Below are 21,216 nucleotides of genomic sequence, written 5' to 3' on the forward strand. Positions count from 1 at the left end.
GTCCGGGTTGCGTCCTCAGCCCACTTTCCGGCGGTAAATGGCTGCAGCGGCCGCGTACGCCACGGCGAGGATCCCGGCCAGCCAGGCAAGCGCCGTCCAGATCCCGGTGCCCACGGGTTCCTGCGCGAGCAGCGCACGGAGGGTGTCCACGATCGGAGTCACCGGCTGGTTCTCGGCAAACCAGGCGACCGGGCCGGGCATGGTGGCCGTGGGAACGAACGCCGAACTGATGAACGGCAGGAAAATCAGCGGGTAACTCATGCCGCTGGCGCCATCCACCGTCTTGGCGGTCAGGCCGGCAACGACCGCCAGCCAGGTCAGGGCCAGGGTGAACAGGACCAGGATTCCGGCGACGGCGAGCCACGCTGCCAAGGATGCGCCGCTGCGGAACCCCATGAGGACCGCAACGCCGATCACGATGGCGATCGCCGCGAGGTTGGCGGCCAGCGACGTGAGGACATGGGCCCACAGGATGCTGGGCCTGGCGATCGGCATGGATCCGAGCCGTTCGACGATCCCGCCCTTGACGTCCAGGAACAGCCGGTAGGCGGTGTAGGCCACGCCCGAGGCGACGGTGATCAGGAGGATGCCGGGCAGGAGGTAGTTCACATACGAGCCTCCTGAGCCGGTGGTGATGGCACCGCCGAACACATAGACGAACAGCAGCATCATGGCCACGGGCGTCACCGCGGTGGTGATGATGGTGTCCGGGCTGCGCAGGATGTGCCGCAGCGAGCGGCCGGTCAGAACGCCGGTATCCCGCAAGGCGTGGGTGCTCATCGGTGGTCCTTTCCTTGCGCCGAGGCGCCGCTGCGACGGTTGTCCGGGGCGGTACCCACCAGGGCCAGGAAGACGTCCTCGAGCGAAGGCTGTTTCTCCACGTATTCCACCGTGGCGGCAGGCAGGAGTTGCTTGAGTTCGGCCAGCGTCCCGTTTTGGATGATGGTGCCTTGGTGCAGGATGGCGATGCGGTCCGCGAGTTGTTCTGCCTCATCGAGGTACTGGGTGGTGAGCAGCACGGTGGTGCCTTGGCCCGCGAGTTGCCGGATGGTCCGCCATACCTCGTTGCGTGCCTGCGGATCCAGCCCGGTGGTGGGTTCGTCGAGGAAGAGGAGACTGGGGTTTCCGATCAGGCTCATGGCGATGTCCAGGCGCCGCCGCATCCCGCCGGAGTAGGTGCCTGCCCTGCGGTGTGCGGCCTCGGCCAGGTCGAACCGGTCCAGCAGGGCGCCGGCAACCGCGTCCGGGCTGGCCAGGTGGCGCAGCCGGGCCACCAGCACCAGGTTTTCCCGGCCCGTGAGGACGTCGTCCACAGCTGTGAACTGGCCGGTCAGGCTGATGGATTCCCGGACGTGCGCGGGGTCCGTGCCGGTGTCGAAACCGTTCACCGTGGCCGTGCCGGCATCCGGCTTCAGCAGGGTGGACAGGATCTTCACCAGCGTGGTTTTTCCGGCGCCGTTGGATCCCAGCAGCGCAAAGATGCTTCCCGGCGTCACGTCAAAGTCGACGCCCCGCAGCACGTGCAGGTCCTTGAACGACTTTTCGATGCCCTGGACCCGGATGGCGGGTTGCAGGGCTTGGTCTGTGGTCACGGCTGGTCCTTCCGTTGTGGGATTTCTCAGGCTTCGCCGGAAGCGGCCTGGTTGATGGTGTCGGTGAGGCGCTTGCGCTCCTTGTTGATCCACTGGCCGTCCGAGTAGTTGCTGATGAAGGTTTCGGCAAACTCCACGGGGTCATCGCCAACGATGTCGCGGATCGGGGTTCCGTCCGCTGCGGCCCCCTCGATGAGGTCGGCCAGGTCCTCGAGCATCTGCATGAGGATGTCGCCTTTGACGATGGCACCCGCATACGTGAAGTAGCGTTCCAGAGCGTCGATGGTGGTCCGGTAGCTGCCGGGGAGCTGTTCTTTGCGGGCCTTGTATTGGCGCCAGCGCTTCTTGTCGTCGAAGGATCCGGTGACTTTTTCGAGCCATCCCTGCGTCATGGTCATTCTCCTTTTTCCTGCTGGTGGTTGGTGTGGTGGAGCTGCTCGATCCGTTCGGCGAGGAAGCTCCAGGAAGTCCAGAACTCGTCCAGGTAACCGCTGCCGGAGGCGTTCAGCGAATAGACCTTCCGGGGAGGTCCTTTTTCCGAGGGGACTTTGGCGACGTCCACCAGGCCGCGCTGTTCGATGCGGACCAGCAGTGCGTAGACCGTGCCCTCGGCGATGTCCGAAAAGCCCTGTTCACGCAGCCGGGCGGTGATTTCGTAGCCGTATGCCGGCTGGACGGCCAGGAGCGCCAGGACAATGCCCTCCAGCGTGCCCTTGAGCATTTCGGTCATTTGCTTGCCCATGGAATCCCCTTGGTACCTAGTGTTGCTGACTACTAGTAGATAGTATCACTGAGTAGTCGGCGCGCAACCCCCTGGGCAGGTCTTTCTGCCCTATTGGGTGCATGAGCGCAGGCGTTGACTTGAACCATGGGCAGCAGAGGCCCATAGGGCGGAGACGTACTGGCGTACCGCCCACACCAGAAAGGAAAGATCAGTGAAAAAGTGGTATCGGTGGCAGGACTATGTAGCGGCTGCCGCTGGACTCTTCACCGCCGTGGCGGTCTTGTTTACGCAGCAGCAAAACATGTCCACCACCCTCATGCTCGTCTTCGGCGGGCTCCTGGTGGTCAGCGGCATCATCAACCTGGCCATGCCCGGAACACCGGTCATGGAATACGCCCAGGCTGTCATTGCCGCAGTCTTGATCCTCTCGCCGTGGCTGGGGTCCTACACGGGCGCGACGGGCGCAGCGTGGACGTCGTGGATTGCGGGGGCAGTGGCGCTGGTGGTCACCGCGGTGGCCATCAAGCCGAGCACGGATGCCCAGCACAACCTGCGCATCTCGCACTAGACAGGGGAGCATCCGCCATGACTGAAGTGATGCGGTATGAGGTGGGATCCGGGACCGTGCTCGTTGAGGCTGCCGACAACAGCTATGGGGTGGACCACCCCGCGCGCAACGAGCAGGGGATCCTGGACACCGGCAGGAGGCTGGAAGATGCACTCGCCAGCGTCCGACCGGCGGCCCACGCCGCACTTGAGGCCATGGCGGAGCTGTACCCGGAACAGATCGAAATCGAATTTGGCGTGAATCTGGCGGGAGACGCGGGGGCGATGATAGCCAGGAGCAGTTCCGAGGCCCATTTCGTCCTCCGGATGTCCTGGACCCCCGCGGCCGCGGCGATCCTCCCCGCGGAAGAACTCCCACATGGCGGGTGAGCGTGATGGTTGCATTCCTGAACAGGGCCGACGCCGGGCGGCGGCTGGGCAAGCGGCTCACCGGACTCCGGGGACAGAACGTGGTGGTGCTGGGCCTGCCCCGAGGCGGCGTGCCCGTGGCGTTCGAGGTCGCCAAGGCCCTCGAGGCGCCACTGGACGTGATCGTGGTCCGGAAACTGGGCGTCCCGTTCCAGCCTGAGGTGGCCATGGGAGCCATCGGGGAGGGCAACGTCCGGGTCTTGGATCCACGCACCATCTCCATGGCCCGCGTCTCCCAGGAGGACCTGCAGCAGGTGGAACGGCGGGAGCGCACCCTGCTGGAGAGCAGGGTGGCACGGTTCCGGCAGGGGCGCCCCAGGCTCGACCTCACCGGCCGCACCGCGGTGATCGTGGACGACGGCATCGCCACCGGCTCCACTGCCAAGGCCGCCTGCCAGGTGGCGCGGCACCTGGGAGCCGCGAAAGTCATCCTTGCCGTGCCCGTGGCCCCTGCCCGGGCCATCGTGGAGCTCAAGGAACCGGACGACGTCGTCTGCCTGCTCTCGCCCCAGGACTTCCAGGCCGTGGGCTACTACTACCACGACTTTTCCCCCACCGAGGATGGCGAGGTGGTGCAGTTGCTGGATGCAGCCGCATCCCCGCCGTCCCATGGTGGCGTCGAAGGGAGCGACGGAAGCCTGGTGGACGAGGTCGAGATCCCGGACGGGATGGCCGTGCTGCGGGGCAGCCTCTACCTGCCGGCCGTGTGCGACGGCACGGTGATCTTCGCCCACGGCAGCGGCAGCAGCCGGCACAGCCCGCGCAACCGTTTCGTGGCCTCCGTCCTGCACGGGGTGGGCCTGGGCACCTTGCTCCTGGACCTGCTGACCCCCGAGGAGGAAGTCAACCGTGCCAATGTCTTCGATGTCGCGCTCCTGGCCCGGCGCCTCTCGGCCGCCACCCACTGGCTGGAGGTCCGGCATGACGGCTCGGCCGGACGGATCGGCTACTTCGGCGCGAGCACCGGTGCCGGAGCAGCGCTGTGGGCCGCTGCCGAGCCCGGCGCCGAAGTTGCCGCCGTCGTGTCCCGGGGCGGACGGCCTGACCTTGCCGGTCCGCGGCTCGACGCCGTCAGGGCCCCCACCCTCCTGATCGTTGGCAGTGCCGACACCCAGGTCCTCGCACTCAACCGCCAGGCAATGGCACGCATGCAGGCGCCCACCCGGCTCGAGATTGTCCCGGGGGCCACCCACCTGTTCGAGGAGCCCGGAACCCTGGCATTGGCCGCGAACCTGGCTGCCGACTGGTTCCACCACTACCTGCTGCCGTCACCGGTGGGCCGTACCGTACCGGAGGCCAGGGAATGACCGCCGACGCAGGCCGGCCGCTGGAACGCGAGCCGGAACATGCGGCGGAGGCCGCAGAAATCCGCCGGCTCGCGCACCCCCTGGCCACCGCCGACGGGCTTGAACCGTTGGTCCGCCTCGCAGCTCCGGCCCGATTCGTGTGCCTCGGCGAGGCGTCCCACGGCACCCAGGAGTACTACCACTGGCGGGCGCTTCTCAGCCGCCGGCTGATCGAAGAATACGGCTTCACCTGGGTTGGCGTGGAAGGCGACTGGCCCGACTGCTGGCGCATCAACCGTTGGGTCAGGGGAGAATCCGGGCAGGACCTCGATGCGCGGCGGTTGCTGGCCGGTTTTGAACGCTGGCCCACCTGGATGTGGGCCAACCATGAGGTTGCCGACTTCCTGACGTGGCTGCGTGAGTGGAACCTCCGGCTCCCCGCAGACCAGCGGACGGGCTTCTACGGCCTGGATGTCTACTCCCTGTGGGACTCCCTGCGGGAGATCTTCGCATGGCTGGACAACAACGCCCCGGATGCCCTGCCGGCTGCCTTGCGGGCCTGGCATTGCTTCATTCCCTTCCGTGAGGATCCCCAGCGCTACGCCGTGGGGAACCGCCTGGTTCCGCAGTCCTGCGAAGCGGACGTGGTGGCATTGCTGGCTGAAGTCCGGCGGCGCGCACTTGGCCGGATGCAGGACGATCCCGCCGCTTTTGACGCATTCCAGAACGCCGTCGTCGCTGCCAACGCCGAGCATTACTACCGGACCATGGTGCGCGGCGACCAGCAGTCCTGGAATATCCGCGCCCTTCACATGAGCGACACCGCCGACCGCATCGCACGCCACCACGGGCCCGCATCCAAGGGGCTGGTGTGGGCGCACAACACGCATGTGGGCGACGCCCGGGCTACGGATATGGCGCATGGCGGGATGGTCAACGTCGGACAGCTGCTCCGCCAACGCCACGCGGGACAAGTGGTGCTGGCGGGGTTTGCGTCCTACTCAGGGTCCGTCACGGCGGCCGAGTCGTGGGGCTCTCCGGAGCGGGTGATGGACGTTCCGGCCGCTGTGCCGGGCAGTCACGAGGACCTGCTGAACGAGGTGCTGGGGGAACGGTCCCTGCTGGTGTTCGGGGCAGACCGGACCGGTCCCTGGCTGGCGGCCTGGCGCGGGCACCGGGCCATAGGTGTTGTTTACAACCCGCGGCGGGAATGGGGCAACTACGTGCCCACCCGGATGGGGGATCGCTACGACGCGTTGTTCTGGCATCCACGGACTGAAGCGCTGCGCCCGCTGCACCATGAGGACCAGCCCGGCGAACCTGAGCTCGAGACCGAACCCAGCGGGTTCTAGGCCAAACCAAAGGAGCATGATGGACCAGCCGAGCACCGCGGCCTCCGACGTCCAGGGTTCCACGCGCTGGCCCGCCATCATCAAGGACGTGGCTGCCTTCCCGGTGCCGCCCAACATGCCGGACTACGACGCCGCCCGGCGCGACTTCAGCTGGGACCAAGCCCGGCAGGCACTGGCCGGGCTGCCCGGGGGCCGGGGGCTGAACATCGCCTACGAGGCCGTTGACCGCCACGTGGCCGAAGGCCGCGGCGGCAAGGAAGCCCTGCGCTTCATCAGGGCCGACGGCGGCACCCGGTCCCTTGGCTACGGTGACCTTGCGGAGCAGTCCGGCAGGTTCGCGGCAGTGCTCCGGACCTTGGGGGTGGGGCGCGGTGAGCGGGTCTTCTCCCTCCTGGGCCGCAGCCCGGAGCTGTATGCCGCGGTGCTGGGAACCTTCAAGAACGGCAGCGTCTTCTGCCCGCTCTTCTCCGCGTTCGGCCCCGAACCGGTCAGGCAGCGGCTGCACCTCGGCGCCGGACGGGCCCTGGTCACCACCAGGGCTTTGTACCGCAAGAAGGTGGCACCGGTGCGGGACAGCCTTCCCGAACTCCGCCACATCCTGCTGGCGGACGCGGACGGCACCCCCGAACCCGGGACCCTTGACCTGGCCGAACTCCTGTCCCGGGCGGACCCGATCGGGGAGGTCGCAGGCACCCAGCCGGAGGACATGGCCCTGCTGCACTTCACCAGCGGCACCACCGGCACGCCCAAGGGCGCCATCCACGTCCATGGCGCCGTGGCCGCCCATTACGCCACCGGCCGCTTCGCCCTGGACCTGCACCCGCAGGACGTCTACTGGTGCACCGCCGATCCCGGCTGGGTGACCGGCATGTCCTACGGCATCATCGCGCCGCTGGTGCACGGCGTCACCGCCATCGTGGACGAGGAGGAGCTGGACGCCGACCGCTGGTACCGGATCCTTGCGGACCAGCACGTCAGCGTCTGGTACACCGCCCCCACGGCACTGCGGATGCTCATGAAGGCCGGGGCCGAACGGGCAGCCGGGCATGACCTTTCGGCGCTGCGCTTCGTCGCCAGCGTGGGGGAGCCGCTGAACCCCGAGGCGGTGGTGTGGGGCCAGGAGGTCCTGGGCCTGCCGGTGCACGACAACTGGTGGCAGACCGAGACCGGCGGGATCATGATCGCCAACTATCCCGCCATGGACGTCCGCCCCGGGTCCATGGGCCGTCCGCTCCCCGGCATCGAGGCTGCGCTCGTGGCACGGGACGCCAACGGTAAAGCGGTCATTACGGACGGCCAGGCGGTCCTGGTCACGGAACCGGACACCATGGGTGAGCTGGCGCTGCGCCCCGGGTGGCCATCCATGTTCCGTGGCTACCTCAACGAGGAGGAGCGGTACCGGCGGTGCTTCGCCGGCGGCTGGTACCTCACCGGCGACCTGGCGAAACGGGACGCCGACGGCTACTTCTGGTTCGTCGGCCGTGGCGACGACGTCATCAAGTCCTCAGGCCACCTGATCGGCCCGTTCGAGGTGGAAAGCTGCCTGATGGAGCACCCTGCGGTGGCCGAAGCCGGGGTGATCGGAGTACCCGACCCCGTGGCCGGCGAGGTGGTCAAGGCCTTCGTGGAACTCAAGCCGGGCCACCAGCCCAGCCAGGACCTGCAACTGGAGATCATCGGCTTCGCCCGGAAACGGCTGGGCGCCGCCGTCGCACCCCGGCTGCTCGACTTCACCAGCACGCTGCCCAAGACCCGGAGCGGAAAGATCCTGCGCCGGCTCCTGAAAGCCCGCGAGCTGGGACTGCCCGAAGGCGACACCTCAACCCTGGAGGCGGCGGCCGGACCTGCGCCGGGCCTCGGCAAGGAGCAGCCATGAGCACCCTGCGGAACCAGGCCATCCGCGACCAGGAACACGCCCTGCACTTGTTGCGGCAGATGCTGCGGGTCCGCCGGCTCGAAGAAAAATGCATTGAGCTGTACAGCGCGGCCAAGATCCGCGGCTTCCTGCACGTGTATATCGGCGAGGAAGCCGTGGCCGCCGGGGTAATGGAAACGCTGGCACCGGACGACGCGGTGGTGGCCACCTACCGGGAGCACGGCCACGCCCTGCTCCGCGGCGTCTCCGCCGGTGCCATCCTCGCCGAAATGTACGGCCACGCCGAGGGCTGCTGCCGCGGCCGCGGCGGGTCCATGCACCTGTTTGACGCCGCCACCCGGTTCTTCGGCGGGAACGCGATCGTCGCCGGGGGGCTGCCGCTGGCCGTCGGGCTGGCCCTCGCGGACCGGATGGCCGGGCGCCAGCGCGTGACCGCCTGCTTCTTCGGCGAAGGCGCCGTGGCCGAAGGCGAGTTCCACGAAAGCATGAACCTGGCCGCACTGTGGCAGCTCCCGGTGCTGTTCTGCTGCGAGAACAACCTCTACGCCATGGGCACCGCGCTGGGCCGTTCCGAATCCCAGACGGACATCGCGCTCAAGGCCGCCGGGTACGAAATCTCCGCGTGGGCCGTGGACGGGATGGACGTGCTCGCAGTCGAGGAAGCTGCCCGGCGGGCGGTGGATGCCGTCCGGTCCGGCGGCGGACCGCACTTCCTGGAACTGCGCACCTACCGCTTCCGCGCCCACTCCATGTTCGATCCGGAGCTGTACCGGGAGAAAACGGAGGTGTCCCGCTGGATGGAACGGGACCCGATCAGCCTGTTGCAGGGAACCATGCAGGCCGCGGGCCAGCTGCCGGAGGAGACCTGGGCGGCGCTGGCGGCGGACGTGGACGCCGAGATCAGCACCGCGGTCGGGTTCGCCGAGAACGGCACGCCGGAACCGGTGTCCGAACTCATGCGGTTTGTGTACAGCGACCCGCCGGAGGCCGGCAGCGGCGTTGCCACCGCCGGCGGCGGCGCCGGGAAAGAAGGGGCGGCAGGATGAAAACCACGTACCGGGAAGCGATGCGGGCGGCCCTCCGTGACGCGATGCAGCGCGACGAGCGGGTGTTCCTCATGGGCGAGGACGTGGGCAGGTACGGCGGCAGCTTCGCCGTGAGCCTGGGGCTGCTGGAGGAGTTCGGGCCCGAACGGATCCGTGACACGCCGCTGTCCGAGTCCGGGTTCGTCGGGGCGGGGATCGGTGCGGCGCTGGGCGGGATGCGGCCCGTCGTCGAAATCATGACAGTGAACTTCAGCCTGCTGGCGCTGGACCAGATCATCAACAACGCCGCCACGTTGCTGCACATGTCCGGCGGCCAGTTCAACGTGCCCATCGTCATCCGGATGACCACCGGCGCCGGGCGGCAGCTCGGTGCCCAGCACTCGCACAGCCTGGAAGGCTGGTACGCGCACATTCCCGGGCTGCGCATCCTGGCCCCCGCCACTCTGGCCGACGCCCGGGGCATGCTCTGGACCGCGCTGCAGGACCCGGACCCGGTGCTGGTCTTCGAGCACGGCTCGCTGTACAACGTGGCCGGCGAGCTCGACGACGACGCCGGCGCCGTGGACATCGACAAGGCGGCGGTGGTGCGCCACGGGGACGGCCTGACGCTTATCACCTACGGCGGCACGCTGCCGATGGTGCTGGAGGCCGCGGACCTGCTGGCCGCCGAAGGCATCGAGGCCGACGTGATCGACCTCCGGACCCTTCGGCCGCTGGATGCGCCCACCATCATGGACAGCGTGGCCCGGAGCCACCGGGCCGTGGTGGTGGACGAGGGCTGGCGCAGCGGCAGCCTCTCGGCGGAGATTGCCGCCAGGATCTGCGAGCAGGCCTTCTTCGACCTGGACGCCCCGGTGGAACGGGTGTGCAGCCTGGAGGTGCCCGTCCCGTACGCCAAGCACCTGGAACAGTCAGCCCTGCCGTCGGTGGAGCGGGTCATGGCGGCCGCCCGGAGGGCCGTGGGGACCCATGGCTGAATTCCGGATGCCGTCCCTGGGCGCAGACATGGAGCACGGCAAGGTGGTGGAGTGGCTGGTCAAGCCGGGAGACTACGTCCACAAGGGGGACCTCGTGGCGGCCGTGGACACAGACAAGACCGTGATGGACATCGAGTCTTTCGAGGACGGCGTGGTCGCCGAGTTCCTGGTGGACATCGGAGACACCGTGCAGGTGGGGACCCCCATCGCCCGGATCACGGCCACCCCCGCCGAACTCCCGCCGCCACCCGCGCCCCAACCCCCGCTCACTTCCGGCAGCATTCCCCCCGACGCCCGCTCACCTTTGACAGCAAAAGAGGCAACGCCCGCTCACCCGGGTGCCACGGGCGGCCACCCGGAACCCGGCGCCAAGGTTCCGCCGCCGGTCCGGCACCTGGCGCACACGCTGGGGGTCGACGTCGGACGCCTCAGCGGGAGCGGAGCCGGCGGAGAGGTGACCCGGGCCGACGTCGAACGCGCCGCTGCGGCGTCCGGCACCCGGGCGCCGGAGCCGGCAACAGCACCCGAAGCGCACCGCGTGCGGTCCTCGCCGCTGGCCCGGCGGCTGGCGGCGGAACTAGGGGTGGACCTGCCGGCCGTCACGGGCACGGGCCCGGGCGGTGCCGTCACTGAGGAGGACGTGCTCGCCGCCGTCCCGCCCCGGGGGCGGCCGGCCAGGGAACCCGGCGCGGACAAGCCGGCGGAAGCACCGCCGTCGGAAGCCCGCCCGCCGGCGCCCGCGCAGCCAACGGCGCCAGGGAACGCACCGGAAAAGGCGCTGCCCGCAGCACCCCGGCAGGAGCGGGCTGCAGCCGGCAGCAAGGCGGAGAGCCTGCGGCAGGCAATCGGCGCGCTGATGTCCCGGTCCAAGAAGGAAATCCCGCACTACTACCTCGCCACCACCCTGGATCTTGCGGCGGCCATGGCGTGGATGCAGGCGGCCAACCAGCAGCGGCCCGTCACCGCCCGCCTGGTGCCCTCCGCCCTGCTGCTCAAGGCCACCGCCCTCGCGGCGAAAGAGGTGCCGGACATGAACGGCTTCTTCACCAGGGGCGCGTTCCAGCCCAGCAGCGCGGTGCACCTGGGCGTCGCGGTGGCCCTGCGGCATGGCGGGATCGTGGCCCCAGCCGTGCACGACGCAGACACCCTGACGCTGGACGACCTCATGGAGCAGCTGCGCGGCCTGGTCAGCAGGGCCAGGGCCGGCCGGCTGCAGCGCGCGGAGATGGCAGACCCCACCATCACCGTCACCAACCTTGGCGACCTCGGCGTCGAAAGCGTCTACGGCGTGATCTATCCGCCGCAGGTGGCCATGGTGGGCTTCGGCAAGGTCCTCGAACAGCCGTGGGCGCACAACGGGATGCTCGGCATCCGGCACGCCGCCACCGCCACCCTGTCCGCGGACCACCGGGTCAGCGACGGTCTGCGCGGCGGCCGCTTCCTAACCAGGATCGACGAACTGCTGCAAACGCCGGAGGACCTGTGATCCGGACCCGTGTGACCGAGGAGGAACCGTGAACCAAGAGGACGCGCGCCAGGCCGTGGAGGCGGCGGTCGGCAAAGTAGCGCCCGACGTCGAGCCCGGCGACCTGGACGGCACTGCCAGGCTGCGCCAGGACCTGGAACTGGACTCGCTGGATTTCCTCCGCCTGGTGGAGGTCATCGCCGAGTCCACGGGCGTCGACATCCCGGAAGCCGACTATCCGGCGGTGGCCACGGTGGGCGGGCTGGTGGAGTACCTGGCCGGGCACGGATAAAGGGGGCTATCCCGCAGCGTGGTCATTCCCGCGCATCCGCACCACAACCACCAGGCCCGAGAGTGCGGTGAGGACCGCGACGGCGCCGATGGCCGCGGGGATGCCGTAGAGGTCCGCGAGAACTCCGGAGAGCAGGGCACCCACGGCGAATCCGGCGTCGCGCCACAGCCGGTACACGCCCACGGAGCGGGCGCGCCAGGCCGGGTGGGCGACGTCGCCGATGGCGGCCAGCAGTGTGGGGTAGACCATGGCGGTACCGAGGCCCAGCACGACGGCGGCGGCGAGCCACGGTGCGAAGCCGTGCGCGGAAGCAATGGTCGCCAAGGCGCCGGCTTGCACCAGCATTCCGGTGGCGATGAACCACTTGCGTCCCCAACGGTCGGAGGCTGCTCCGGTCACCAGTTGGGCCGCGCCCCAGGCCGCCGGGTAGGCGGCGGCCAGGATGCCGATCTGGCCCAGGCCAAGCCCGGCGCCGGCGAACAGGACGGGGAAGAGGCCCCATGCCAGGCCGTCGTTGAGGTTGTTCACCAGTCCGGCCTGGCTGGCCGCGGAGAGTGAGCGGTCCCTGAAGCTGGTGAGGGTGAATACCTGCCCGGTGGTGAGGCCGGCACGGGCGGTATCCCGGCCTGTGGCATGCTGCGCGGCCTCGGTCCGGGCATGGTGGTGGGTTTCGCGGACGGCCAGGACCGTGAGGCCCAGACCCAGGGCGATGTACGCCGCTCCCAGCAGGAACGGGGCCGGGCGCAGGCCGTGGGCGGTGGCGAGGTAGCCGGTGGCCAGCGCCGTCACGGCGACCCCGAGATAGCCCGCGGCCTCGTTGAAGCCCATGGCCAGGCCGCGCTGCTTAGGACCCACGAGGTCCATTTTCATGATCACGGCGGTGGACCAGGTGAGGCCCTGGCTGACGCCGAGCAGCACGTTGGCCGCCACGATCCAGCCCCAGGACGGAGCGAGCATGAGCATCAGCGGGACGGGGACCGCGGCCAGCCAGCCGGCGATGAGGACCGGTTTCCGGCCGTACCGGTCCGAGAGGGTTCCGGCGAAATAGTTCATGGCGGCCTTGGACAGGCCGAAGGCGAGGATGTAGGTCAGTGCGCCCGTGTACAGGTCGAGGTGGAATTCCCGGGCGGCAAGCAGGGGAAGGACGGTGCGCTCCTGGCCCAAGGTGCCGCCCACCAGTGCGTTCACGGCCACCAGCAGCATGAACTGGGCCAGGTTCTGCCGCAGGCCCGGCACCGCCGGGGTGGATCCCCTGGTGCTGCGGAGGGTGGTGCCCTGCATGGTGGCTCCGTTCTGGTGGCTCCGTTCTGGGGAGGCGAAAGGTGGCCCGGACGCGCGGGGGACGCGTCCGGGCCGGGCCCGGGCAGGAGGGGGGTCCTGCCCGGGTGGTCTGGGGGGAATTGCCTGCTCAGGCTGCGGGGACGCTGTTCCGCCGGGCGTTCCAGGCGGCGTAGCTGCCGTCGAGTTCGACGACGTCGTACCCGGCACGGCGCAGGGCGCTGGCGGCCACGGAGTTGCGCACGCCGGACTGGCAGTAGGACACGATGGTGCCGCCGGCGGGCAGCTCATCCAGGTGCCACATCACGCGGCCGCCGCTGAGCTGGTGGGAGCCGGGGATGTGTCCTGCCTTGTGCTCGGTCTTGTTGCGGACGTCCAGGACCATGGCCGCTTCGAAACCCTCGAGTTCCTCAGGCTGGATCAGGCTCGGCGTGAAGGTGGGCAACCCCTTGATGTCGGTGAGGTAGCCGGCCACGTTGTCGATGCCCACGCGGACCAGATGGTCCCACAGGTCCTGGGCCTGTTCCTGGTCTTTGGCCAGGAGCACCAGCGGGTTCGTGTCCGTTTCCGGGTTGACCACCCAGGCGCCGTAGCTGGCAACGGACTTGCCGGCCGGTACGTTCAGGGACCGGACCACCGTGCCCTGGTGGACTTCGCTGCTGGAGCGGGTGTCGATGAAGGTCAGGGTATCCCCGGCCAGGCCCTTGGCGACGGTGTCCGTGTCCAGTTCCTGCAGCGGGGCGCGTTCGCCCATGACGGCGGGGCCTTCCCGGTTTTCGCGCTTCATGCGGGCGAAGTAGGCGTGGGCGTCGGGCTGGCCGTCGAGCAGTTCGTTGATGAAGCCCTGTTCGTCGTTGGTGGCCAGGTAGGGGCCCCACCAGGCGTACAGGCGTTCGTAGCCCACCGTGGAGGAAGGGATGGCGCCCAGGGCCTTGCCGCAGGCGCTGCCGGCGCCGTGGCCCGGGTGGACCTGGACGTAGTCCGGCAGGGCAAGGAATTTGTCGCGGAGGCTGGCGAACAGCTGCTTGGCGCCCTCGAAGCGGGTGTCGATGCCGCCGGCGGCCTCGTCCAGCAGGTCCGGCCGGCCCAAATCGCCGGAGAACACGAAGTCTCCGGAGAGCAGGTAGCCGGGCTTTTTACTGAACGCACCGTCGGTCACCAGGAAGGACAGGTGCTCCGGGGTGTGGCCGGGGGTGTGGACTGCCCTGATGGTGATGTTGCCCAGGGTGATGGTGTCGCCGTCGTGCAGCCGCTCGCCGTCGAACCCGTACTGCCAGTCGGGTCCGCCCTCGCCGGACACGTAGATCTTCGCGCCGGTGGCGGCGGCCAGTTCGCGCGTGCCGGAGAGGTAGTCGGCGTGGACGTGGGTCTCGGTGACGGCCACGATCTTCATGCCGTTCTTGGCGGCAAGGTCCTGGTAGACAGCGATGTCCCGGCGGCCGTCCACCACGATTGCCTCGCCCTTGGCTTGGCAGCCGATCAGGTAGCTGGCCTGGGCCAGGTCTTCGTCGTATATGCGTTCAAGCAGCATCTGGTACTCCTTCGAAGGGAAAAGATATGAAATCCTGGGACCAATTTTAGATACCAGGGGGGGTATACAACAACTAGAGATATCCCCCGGAATGTCAGGTGGTGGGAAGTCGGGCGCGGGTCCAGGCGGTCATGCCGCCGGCCATGGTGTCCGCTGTGTAGCCGGCCCCGTTGAGGGCGTCGGCGACCGCGGCGCTGCGGTTGCCGCTGCGGCAGACCGCGATGACCGGGACGGCCGGGTCGAGCTCGCGCAGGCGGGCTTGCAGCTGGCCCATGGGGATGTGCAGGGCCCCGGGGATCATGCCTTCGGCGACTTCGAAGTCCTCGCGGACATCGAGGATTCGGGCGGCGTGGCGGCGCTGGTCGGCTTCGGTGATGGTGATTTCAGCCATGGTGGTTCTCCTTCGGGCTAACGGTGTTGGGGGTGTCAGGCGGTGACGGTGCCGGCGGTGACCCACGCCGCGACGGCGAAGATGAGGACCGCGAACGAGATGCGGATGTGCTTGTCCTTCAGGTGGCGCGCGAACCGAGCGGCAACCAGTGATCCCAGGATGGCCGGGACGGCGAACGCCAGGGTGGTGGCCCAGTCGATGGTGTAGCCGGCGGCGTGGGCGCTGAATCCGGCTGCGGAGTTGACCACGATGATCGCCAGCGAGGTTCCCACCGCCTGCTTCATGCGCAGGCCCAGGAGGATGGTCAGTGCGGGGGTGATGAGGAAGCCGCCGCCCACGCCAAGCAGTCCGGTGAGGAACCCGACGAGCAAGCCAACACCCACGGCCTTGGGTGCGCAGGACCGGAAGGCCCGGTTGGGTCCCGTGCTGCAGGAGCCGTCGGTTTCTCGGGGTTTGCTGAGCATCCGGATGCCCGCAGCCACCATGATGACCGCAAACGCCAGCATCAGGATGGTCGGATCCAGGAGTTTGCCGACGGCGGCGCCGGCCCAGGCAGCCGGAATGCCTGCGCCCCCGACAAGTGCGATGACGGGCCAGTTCAGGCCCTCCCGGATCCGGGGGAGCAGGGCTGCCAGTGACGACACGCCCACCACCAGCAGCGACGTCGGGATGGCCTGGGCGGGGCTCATGCCCACCCCGTACACCAGTGCGGGAACGGCGATGATGGAGCCGCCGCCGCCCACCACGCCCAGGACGATTCCGACGACGAGCCCCAGACCCAGGGCAGGGATCATGCCGCGGCGTCCTCTTCAGCGCCATGGACGGGAAGCTGCAGGATGGCGCTTTCGCGGGTGGGCTCCGTGGTTGCCTTGTTCCACGGCATGGCCGAGAGGGCCTTGCCCATGGCGCAGGTGTTGGTGGCGGCCGAGAAGGTCAGCCCCGTGCCAATGGCGCCTGCCAGCATGCGGACCTTGGGCGAGACGAACTTGCCGCCCACCAGTCCCAGCATCACCAGGGAACCCGCGGCCAGGCGGACCTGGCGTTCCATGTCCCAGCGGTCCTTGCCTTTGACCACGTCGCCGCCGGCGGCGGCGAAGCCCGGCACGCCGCCGGTGAGGACATAGGCGGTGTCGAGGCCAACCGCCGCCATCCGCTGGCGGGCCTGCTCGGCGCGGACGCCGGACTGGCAGACCAGGACCACGCGTGAGCCCAGCCGGGCGGCGAGTTCCCCGGTGTGCTCGGAGAGGAGGGGGAGCGGCACGTTGTAGGAGCCGCGGATGTGCATGGACTCGAATTCAGCGGCGGAACGAACGTCGATCACCATCAGGTCCTGGTGCGTGTTGAACCACGTCCGCAAGGTCTCGGGGGCGAGTGCGGTAACAGCGGTTGGTGTGGAGGGGGAAGTCATGGGGGCCTCTCAAAACGGGGGCTGGTGGATACCCCACCGAGTATTACAGATACCCCCGGGGGTAGTCAAAACACCCGTGGGGGTATAGGCTTGGAGGAGCACCCCACCGATGGAGAACCCCTTATGGAACTGAACCCAACCGAACTCACGCCCGTGATCAACCGCCTCAAGCGCGCCCAAGGCCAGCTCGCCGCCGTCACCCGGATGCTCGAGGAAGGCCGGGACTGCAAGGACGTGGTCACCCAGCTGGCCGCCGTCTCCAAGGCCCTTGACCGCGCCGGTTTCGCCATCATCGCCACCGGCCTGGAGCAGTGCATCACCCAAAAAGACGAAACCATGGACCGGAAAGAGCTGGAAAAGCTCTTCCTGTCCCTCGCCTGACCAGACCCGAACCGCAACTGACCGCCCGGCAACTTCGAGGAGCACCATGACTTACACGCTGGCCACCACCGTCGCCCTTCCCTGGGCTGAAGCGCTGGAACGCACCCGTGCGGCCCTTGCCGCGGAGGGCTTTGGAATCCTGACGGAAATCAACATCCGCTCCACCTTCGAAGCCAAGCTCGGCGCCGACGCCGCAGACGCCGTCGGGGACTATGTCATCCTCGGCGCCTGCAACCCCTCCCTGGCCAGCCGCGCCCTCGCCGCCGAACCGCAAATGGGCGCGTTGCTGCCGTGCAACGTGGTGGTGCGCCGCCAAGCCGGTGACCAAGAGACCACAGTTGAGGCGATAGACCCGCAGGCCATGGTCCAGCTCAGCGAGGCGCCCGCCGTCAAGGACGTGGCGGACGACGCCGGGACGCGGCTCCGGAAGGCCCTCGCCAGCCTGCGGTGAGGCAGGAGGATAGCCGCGCAGCTCAGGGGGTGATCGGTCCGGAGCCGGGTGTGGCTGCGCCGGATTCCAAGAGCACTGCACGGTGGCGGCGCTCCAGTTGGACCACGTCCCGCCCGAAGGAAAACGCCAGCAGCGCCAGGGCCGCAACCGGAATGGAGACCGCGGCCGCAGACGGGACGCCGGGAAGCAGTGGCAGGAGCAGCGCGAACGGCTGGAACGCCCCGATTGCCTTCCGGGATTGCCGTGGCGGCAAAGTCCCGCGAAGGTTGGGCCGGAAGCGTCCGGCAGCCACGAAAACGTAGTACATGCCCCCAATCGCGAGCACCCACGGCCCCACCCGGGCAGCGGCCGCGACGGACAACGCAAGGACCAGCCCGGCGTCCGTGGCCGCATCAAAGCGGGCCCCCGCCGTGGAGGACAGCCCGGTCCGCCGGGCCACCGCCCCGTCCACCCCGTCCAGCGCGAAGGCCAGCCCGCCCAAGACCGGAATCAGCAGGTCCTCCCGCGGCCCCGTGAACAGTTGGGGGACCGCCATGGCGGCACAGAGGGCGGCGAGGACGGCGCGCAGCAGCGTCACGCGGTCGGCCGGGGTGGAAAACCTGGGTGCCCGGCGCAGCACGGAAGCGGCCGCCGCGCCAGTGACCAGCGCTCCCGCGCCCAGGCCTGCCAGTTGCAGGGGAAACCCCGGAGCAGACAACGATGACAGCCACAGCGCCAACAAGCCGTACGCGACCAGGGCGGCCAGTGCGTCAGGGACGGCACGCCCGGCGGCACCGCGGGGCCCTGCCGCTTCCGCCCGCACGCTGACGACGGCGGCGGGCCCGGGCCACCGGCGTGCCGCGGAACCCGGACGGGGAATCACGTGCCGGGACGCGTCGCGCGGCGCTTCACGACGGCGGAGCGCCGCTTCCCGGACACCCGCGCCAGTCCCACGGCGGCCAGGAGGGCGCCCGCTCCCTCGGCGACGGCGCTGAGCGTCTTCGAGAAGAACCAGACGGGATCGTACATGGCGGGGATCGGTCCGATAGCCGGGATATCAACGTACCTGTACAGCATCACGGCCGCGAAGGCGCTCAGTGCCACCAGCAGGGCCACGGCAAAGGCCGCCCGGCTGCCGCGGAGCAGGACAAAGATTCCGGCCACGAGCGCCACCGCGGCCTCCAGCAGGAACAGGGTGCCCTGGCTGACGGTGCCCGGCTGGGCGTTCTGGTAGCCCGGGGACAGGAACAGGTGTACGCCGGCGTCAATGAACAACGCAAGGGCGGTCAATAGTCTTAGTGCCACGCTTATGTATACGCCCGAAGTTCCCTTCCGGTTCACCCGGCCCCCTTATAAATGCGGGTCCGATGCGGAATATTTAGGACCATCCGCAACCTTGCGCCCATAGCGGGCAGCAAAGCCTGCGGCCCTACGAGCAAGGAGAATGACCATGACCCTTCCCCAGCAACTCACCCCTGGAACCTGGACCCTGGACATGTCGCACAGCGAGATCGGCTTCAGCGTCCGGCATGCCGGGATCAGCAAGGTCAGGGGCCGCTTCACCGATGCCCAGGCCGAAGCCCGGGTGGGGGAGTCCCTGGCCGAATCCACCGTGCATGCCACCGTGGCCACGGCAAGCTTCGACTCCGGGGATGCCAACCGTGACGCGCACGTCCGGGGTGAGGACTTTTTCGACGTCGAGAAGTTTCCCGAGATGACATTCCGCGGCACCGCCATTGAGGGTGACGGCGAGGAATACACCCTGACGGGCGACCTGACCATCAAGGGTGTCACCAAACCGGTCGAGCTCGAGGTGGAGTTCACCGGTGTTGCCGTGGATCCTTTCGGCGCCACGAGGGCAGGCTTCTCCGCCGAAGCCGAGATCAGCCGCAAGGACTTTGGCCTGACGTGGAACGCCGCCTTGGAAGCCGGCGGCCTGCTGGTCAGCGACAAGGTGAAGATCAACCTTGAAGCCGCGCTCGTGAAGCAGGGCTGATACAGGGATCTACCCGACGACCCGGGGGCGGGCTCTGCGCATGTGGCGCAGAGCCCGCCCCGGCCGTTTGTGGCGTCGTCAGGCGCTGGCTATGTCAGGCGTCGGACTCCGCGCTCCGGAGCCGCCGCCGCACCAGCACCGCCCCGCCGGCCAAGCCGATGACCAGGACGGCGGCAGCCCCGCCGGCAATCAGCACTCCTGCCTGGGGCCCGCCGGAACCGGCAGCAGCAGCTGGGGCCGGCGCCGCACTGGAGTTTCCGGCGCCGGCCGTGAACGTGAAGGTTCCTTCGATGGGGTGGCCATCGGAGGAAGCCACCCGCCAGATCACCGTGTATTTGCCCGCCGGTGCACCGGCCTTCACGGCCTGGGTGACATGGTTGTCGACAATCGTGACGGCGCCGTCGGCCTGGTCCGTGCCGGTCTCATCCTGCACCTGGATCACCGAGCCGATGCCCATCGGCGTGCGGTCGAAGGTCAGTCCGATCTGGCCGGGGACTGCCGGAACAGACGATCCATTCGCAGGATCACTGGATTCGAGCACATCGTGCGCCTGCGCGGGCGCGGCCAGGACAACCGAACATGCCGCCACGGCCAGGACCAGCAGGCAGCGCCGGAACCAGCGGAGCAGATTCGCAAACATCCGGGCCCCTGCTACTTGGCTGCCGCGCGGGACCGGCGGCCGGCCAGCACCAGTGCCAGGGCGGCGGCGCCCAGGACAAACCCTGCAGCGCCGAGGACAACGCCCCAGATTGAGGTCGCATCGGAGGTGCGCTCGATGGCCTCCGAGGCTTCGGGAGCAGTAGAGGCGGCAGCCGAGGCCGGGGTGGTGTGCGCCGCGGCGCCGTCCTCGGCTGTGGTGGTGAAGGAGGGGGCCGGGTGCTTGGGCTCGGGCTGCCCGTCAGCACTGCGCTCGTTCCAGTTCACCACCGTCCCGTCGCTGTAACCCTGGGCGGCCTCCAGCACCACCGTGGTCCCCTCGGCCGGGAGGCGGCCTACCGAGAGCGAAAACGCCTGGTACTGGTTCTGTCCCAACTGGTGGGCTTCGTCCGCGGTCCAGACCACGGAACTAGGTGCCTTGGTGACCGTGGCGCCGGCCACCGTCACCGGCGTGGGCAGGTCACCGGTGATGACCTGCGCGGTCCAGCCCTCCACCGGTTTGACCGAGACGGAGGTGAAGGGTGTGTCGGTGGGCAGCTTGACCTCAAGCTTGTTCGTCTTGGCGGTGGGGGACTCGTTGGGGACGTTGAAGGTCAGGCGCGAGTAGCCGTTGGCGCCGGTGTCGCCCGGATCCACGGAGACATGGGCTGACGCGGCGGCGGCGCCGGCGGCGAGCATTCCGGCTGCTGCGGTGATGGCGGCGAAGGCTCTGGCGGTGCGGCGGATTGAGGTATTCATGATGTCGCTTTCACAAGGTATGGGTGCGCCGGGGGCGGCCTGTGGCTGCGGCCGGGCGCGAGGACATGGCTGACCGGGGCGCGCGCAATGGCAGCGGTCCAAGGGCATCGCCTTGGGCCCGGGCAGCATGGTGGGGGCAGGTGCCGCTCAGGAGGCGGCAGCGCGCGGCGGACCGCGCAGTGCGGGAAGCCGGAGGACCTCGGCGCGCAGCACCACAACAACGCGGCGCGGAGCCGGAAGCTGCGGCCAGTCGGGAAGGAACGCCGCCGTCAGGATACGGATCAGCGGCCGCAGCCAGGCCGCGAGGGCCCAGAGGGCCGCTTCGCCGCGGGCCAGCACCAGGGCGGTGGACACGGTGGCCGCGGCGTGGAGGACCAGCATCAGCGGGTCCGAAGCGTGGAGGTGTTCCGGGGCCGCTGCCACTGCTGCCGCGGCGAGCGGTTCGCCCGGGTGGACGTGGCCTCCCGGAGCCGGTGTGAAGCCGGACGAAGCCGACAGGGTGCTGAAGGCCTCGTGGAGGAGCAGTTGGCCGCCGATGAGCAGGCCGGCCATCACTGGGGAGTTGACCCGGATCCTGGCGAGCACCATGACGGGCAGCAGCACCAGGGCAAAGAGCCCGGCGACGATGGCCGGGTGCGGCATCACGCCACGGGCCACCACGTGGGCTCCGGCAGCGAGGGCGAACATTGCCGCCGTGAACGCGAAGGCGCGGGGGAAGCGGAACGGCGCGCTCATGCCAATCGCCACCCCTTCTTCCACTGATTACCCGGTACCACTTTAGGGAAAGCAGCACCCCGGCGCGTAATCGGCGCCCCGTGCTG

The 21,216-nt window shown here is 69.0% G+C and carries 26 protein-coding genes; 12 read left to right on the forward strand and 14 right to left on the reverse strand.

The annotated features are described in order from the left end of the window. Positions 1–15 precede the first annotated feature (15 nt). The 4 genes from DC347_RS09910 to DC347_RS09925 are packed head-to-tail and all read right to left on the reverse strand — an operon-like array spanning position 16 to position 2,334. A complete protein-coding gene (locus DC347_RS09910; RefSeq protein ID WP_109045248.1) occupies positions 16–780 on the reverse strand; it encodes an ABC transporter permease in 765 nt (254 codons plus the stop codon). Further along, complete coding sequence (locus tag DC347_RS09915) at positions 777–1,592, reverse strand: ABC transporter ATP-binding protein (protein WP_109045249.1); 816 nt, start codon at positions 1,590–1,592, stop codon at positions 777–779. Before DC347_RS09915 ends, DC347_RS09910 begins: the two co-directional genes overlap by 4 nt. 26 nt (positions 1,593–1,618) lie before the next feature. Then, the gene (locus DC347_RS09920; RefSeq protein WP_165838007.1) at positions 1,619–1,984 is read right to left on the reverse strand and encodes a DUF1048 domain-containing protein; all 366 of its coding nucleotides are present in this window, start codon (positions 1,982–1,984) and stop codon (positions 1,619–1,621) included. 2 nt (positions 1,985–1,986) lie between these two features. Continuing rightward, positions 1,987–2,334, reverse strand: a complete 348-nt coding sequence (locus tag DC347_RS09925) for a PadR family transcriptional regulator (RefSeq protein WP_109045251.1) — start codon at positions 2,332–2,334, stop codon at positions 1,987–1,989. 193 nt (positions 2,335–2,527) lie between these two features. Here DC347_RS09925 and DC347_RS09930 point away from each other — a divergent pair, with 193 nt between their 5' ends. The 9 genes from DC347_RS09930 to DC347_RS09970 are packed head-to-tail and all read left to right on the forward strand — an operon-like array spanning position 2,528 to position 11,585. Further along, a complete protein-coding gene (locus DC347_RS09930) occupies positions 2,528–2,884 on the forward strand; it encodes an SPW repeat protein (RefSeq protein ID WP_109045252.1) in 357 nt (118 codons plus the stop codon). 17 nt (positions 2,885–2,901) lie between these two features. Beyond that, the gene (locus DC347_RS09935) at positions 2,902–3,252 is read left to right on the forward strand and encodes a CU044_2847 family protein (protein WP_018761691.1); all 351 of its coding nucleotides are present in this window, start codon (positions 2,902–2,904) and stop codon (positions 3,250–3,252) included. A gap of 5 nt (positions 3,253–3,257) precedes the next feature. Beyond that, positions 3,258–4,598, forward strand: a complete 1,341-nt coding sequence (locus DC347_RS09940; protein ID WP_109045383.1) for a phosphoribosyltransferase — start codon at positions 3,258–3,260, stop codon at positions 4,596–4,598. Beyond that, on the forward strand, positions 4,595–5,929 hold the full coding sequence (locus DC347_RS09945) for an erythromycin esterase family protein (protein WP_109045253.1): 1,335 nt from the start codon (positions 4,595–4,597) through the stop codon (positions 5,927–5,929). Before DC347_RS09940 ends, DC347_RS09945 begins: the two co-directional genes overlap by 4 nt. 19 nt (positions 5,930–5,948) lie before the next feature. Beyond that, positions 5,949–7,805 (forward strand): acetate--CoA ligase, encoded by a 1,857-nt coding sequence (gene acsA, locus DC347_RS09950; RefSeq protein ID WP_109045254.1) that lies wholly within the window; start codon positions 5,949–5,951, stop codon positions 7,803–7,805. After that, positions 7,802–8,851 carry a pyruvate dehydrogenase (acetyl-transferring) E1 component subunit alpha gene (pdhA, locus tag DC347_RS09955; RefSeq protein WP_109045255.1) on the forward strand — a complete coding sequence of 350 codons (1,050 nt, stop codon included), beginning with the start codon at positions 7,802–7,804 and terminating at the stop codon, positions 8,849–8,851. The genes acsA and pdhA overlap by 4 nt, the downstream gene beginning before the upstream one ends. Further along, positions 8,848–9,828: an alpha-ketoacid dehydrogenase subunit beta gene (locus tag DC347_RS09960; RefSeq protein WP_109045256.1), complete on the forward strand. Its 981-nt coding sequence runs from the start codon at positions 8,848–8,850 to the stop codon at positions 9,826–9,828. Before pdhA ends, DC347_RS09960 begins: the two co-directional genes overlap by 4 nt. Further along, positions 9,821–11,314: a dihydrolipoamide acetyltransferase family protein gene (locus DC347_RS09965; RefSeq protein WP_109045257.1), complete on the forward strand. Its 1,494-nt coding sequence runs from the start codon at positions 9,821–9,823 to the stop codon at positions 11,312–11,314. Before DC347_RS09960 ends, DC347_RS09965 begins: the two co-directional genes overlap by 8 nt. A gap of 28 nt (positions 11,315–11,342) precedes the next feature. Further along, positions 11,343–11,585 (forward strand): acyl carrier protein, encoded by a 243-nt coding sequence (locus DC347_RS09970; protein ID WP_109045258.1) that lies wholly within the window; start codon positions 11,343–11,345, stop codon positions 11,583–11,585. A 6-nt stretch (positions 11,586–11,591) separates the two neighbouring features. On the opposite strand, the gene DC347_RS09975 is transcribed toward DC347_RS09970, so the two are convergent. From DC347_RS09975 to DC347_RS09995, 5 genes are all read right to left on the reverse strand, one after another. Next, positions 11,592–12,866 carry an MFS transporter gene (locus DC347_RS09975; protein ID WP_109045259.1) on the reverse strand — a complete coding sequence of 425 codons (1,275 nt, stop codon included), beginning with the start codon at positions 12,864–12,866 and terminating at the stop codon, positions 11,592–11,594. A 127-nt stretch (positions 12,867–12,993) separates the two neighbouring features. Beyond that, a complete protein-coding gene (locus DC347_RS09980) occupies positions 12,994–14,394 on the reverse strand; it encodes a rhodanese-like domain-containing protein (protein WP_109045260.1) in 1,401 nt (466 codons plus the stop codon). A gap of 94 nt (positions 14,395–14,488) precedes the next feature. Next, complete coding sequence (locus DC347_RS09985) at positions 14,489–14,785, reverse strand: rhodanese-like domain-containing protein (RefSeq protein ID WP_109045261.1); 297 nt, start codon at positions 14,783–14,785, stop codon at positions 14,489–14,491. Between the two features lie 35 nt (positions 14,786–14,820). Then, on the reverse strand, positions 14,821–15,579 hold the full coding sequence (locus DC347_RS09990) for a sulfite exporter TauE/SafE family protein (RefSeq protein WP_109045262.1): 759 nt from the start codon (positions 15,577–15,579) through the stop codon (positions 14,821–14,823). Continuing rightward, positions 15,576–16,193: a rhodanese-like domain-containing protein gene (locus DC347_RS09995; RefSeq protein WP_109045263.1), complete on the reverse strand. Its 618-nt coding sequence runs from the start codon at positions 16,191–16,193 to the stop codon at positions 15,576–15,578. The genes DC347_RS09990 and DC347_RS09995 overlap by 4 nt, the downstream gene beginning before the upstream one ends. A gap of 123 nt (positions 16,194–16,316) precedes the next feature. On the opposite strand from DC347_RS09995, the gene DC347_RS10000 reads away from it, so the two are divergent. Beyond that, on the forward strand, positions 16,317–16,574 hold the full coding sequence (locus tag DC347_RS10000) for a metal-sensitive transcriptional regulator (protein WP_109045264.1): 258 nt from the start codon (positions 16,317–16,319) through the stop codon (positions 16,572–16,574). 46 nt (positions 16,575–16,620) lie between these two features. Then, positions 16,621–17,025, forward strand: a complete 405-nt coding sequence (locus tag DC347_RS10005) for a DUF302 domain-containing protein (RefSeq protein ID WP_109045265.1) — start codon at positions 16,621–16,623, stop codon at positions 17,023–17,025. A 22-nt stretch (positions 17,026–17,047) separates the two neighbouring features. On the opposite strand, the gene DC347_RS10010 is transcribed toward DC347_RS10005, so the two are convergent. Continuing rightward, the gene (locus tag DC347_RS10010) at positions 17,048–17,887 is read right to left on the reverse strand and encodes a CDP-alcohol phosphatidyltransferase family protein (protein ID WP_109045266.1); all 840 of its coding nucleotides are present in this window, start codon (positions 17,885–17,887) and stop codon (positions 17,048–17,050) included. Further along, positions 17,884–18,309 carry a hypothetical protein gene (locus tag DC347_RS10015; protein WP_240617746.1) on the reverse strand — a complete coding sequence of 142 codons (426 nt, stop codon included), beginning with the start codon at positions 18,307–18,309 and terminating at the stop codon, positions 17,884–17,886. Before DC347_RS10015 ends, DC347_RS10010 begins: the two co-directional genes overlap by 4 nt. A 145-nt stretch (positions 18,310–18,454) precedes the next feature. Here DC347_RS10015 and DC347_RS10020 point away from each other — a divergent pair, with 145 nt between their 5' ends. Then, positions 18,455–19,000 (forward strand): YceI family protein, encoded by a 546-nt coding sequence (locus DC347_RS10020; RefSeq protein ID WP_109045268.1) that lies wholly within the window; start codon positions 18,455–18,457, stop codon positions 18,998–19,000. A gap of 94 nt (positions 19,001–19,094) precedes the next feature. Here the strand turns inward: DC347_RS10020 and DC347_RS10025 are convergent, their stop codons facing one another. The 3 genes from DC347_RS10025 to DC347_RS10035 form a co-directional block, all read right to left on the reverse strand. Beyond that, on the reverse strand, positions 19,095–19,640 hold the full coding sequence (locus DC347_RS10025) for a copper resistance CopC family protein (protein ID WP_109045269.1): 546 nt from the start codon (positions 19,638–19,640) through the stop codon (positions 19,095–19,097). An 11-nt stretch (positions 19,641–19,651) separates the two neighbouring features. After that, positions 19,652–20,395: a YcnI family protein gene (locus DC347_RS10030; RefSeq protein ID WP_109045270.1), complete on the reverse strand. Its 744-nt coding sequence runs from the start codon at positions 20,393–20,395 to the stop codon at positions 19,652–19,654. Between the two features lie 147 nt (positions 20,396–20,542). After that, positions 20,543–21,130 carry a hypothetical protein gene (locus tag DC347_RS10035; protein ID WP_109045271.1) on the reverse strand — a complete coding sequence of 196 codons (588 nt, stop codon included), beginning with the start codon at positions 21,128–21,130 and terminating at the stop codon, positions 20,543–20,545. Between the last annotated feature and the right edge of the window lie 86 nt (positions 21,131–21,216).

Origin of the sequence: Pseudarthrobacter sp. AG30 (assembly GCF_003116525.1) — a bacterium.
Lineage (GTDB): Bacteria > Actinomycetota > Actinomycetes > Actinomycetales > Micrococcaceae > Arthrobacter.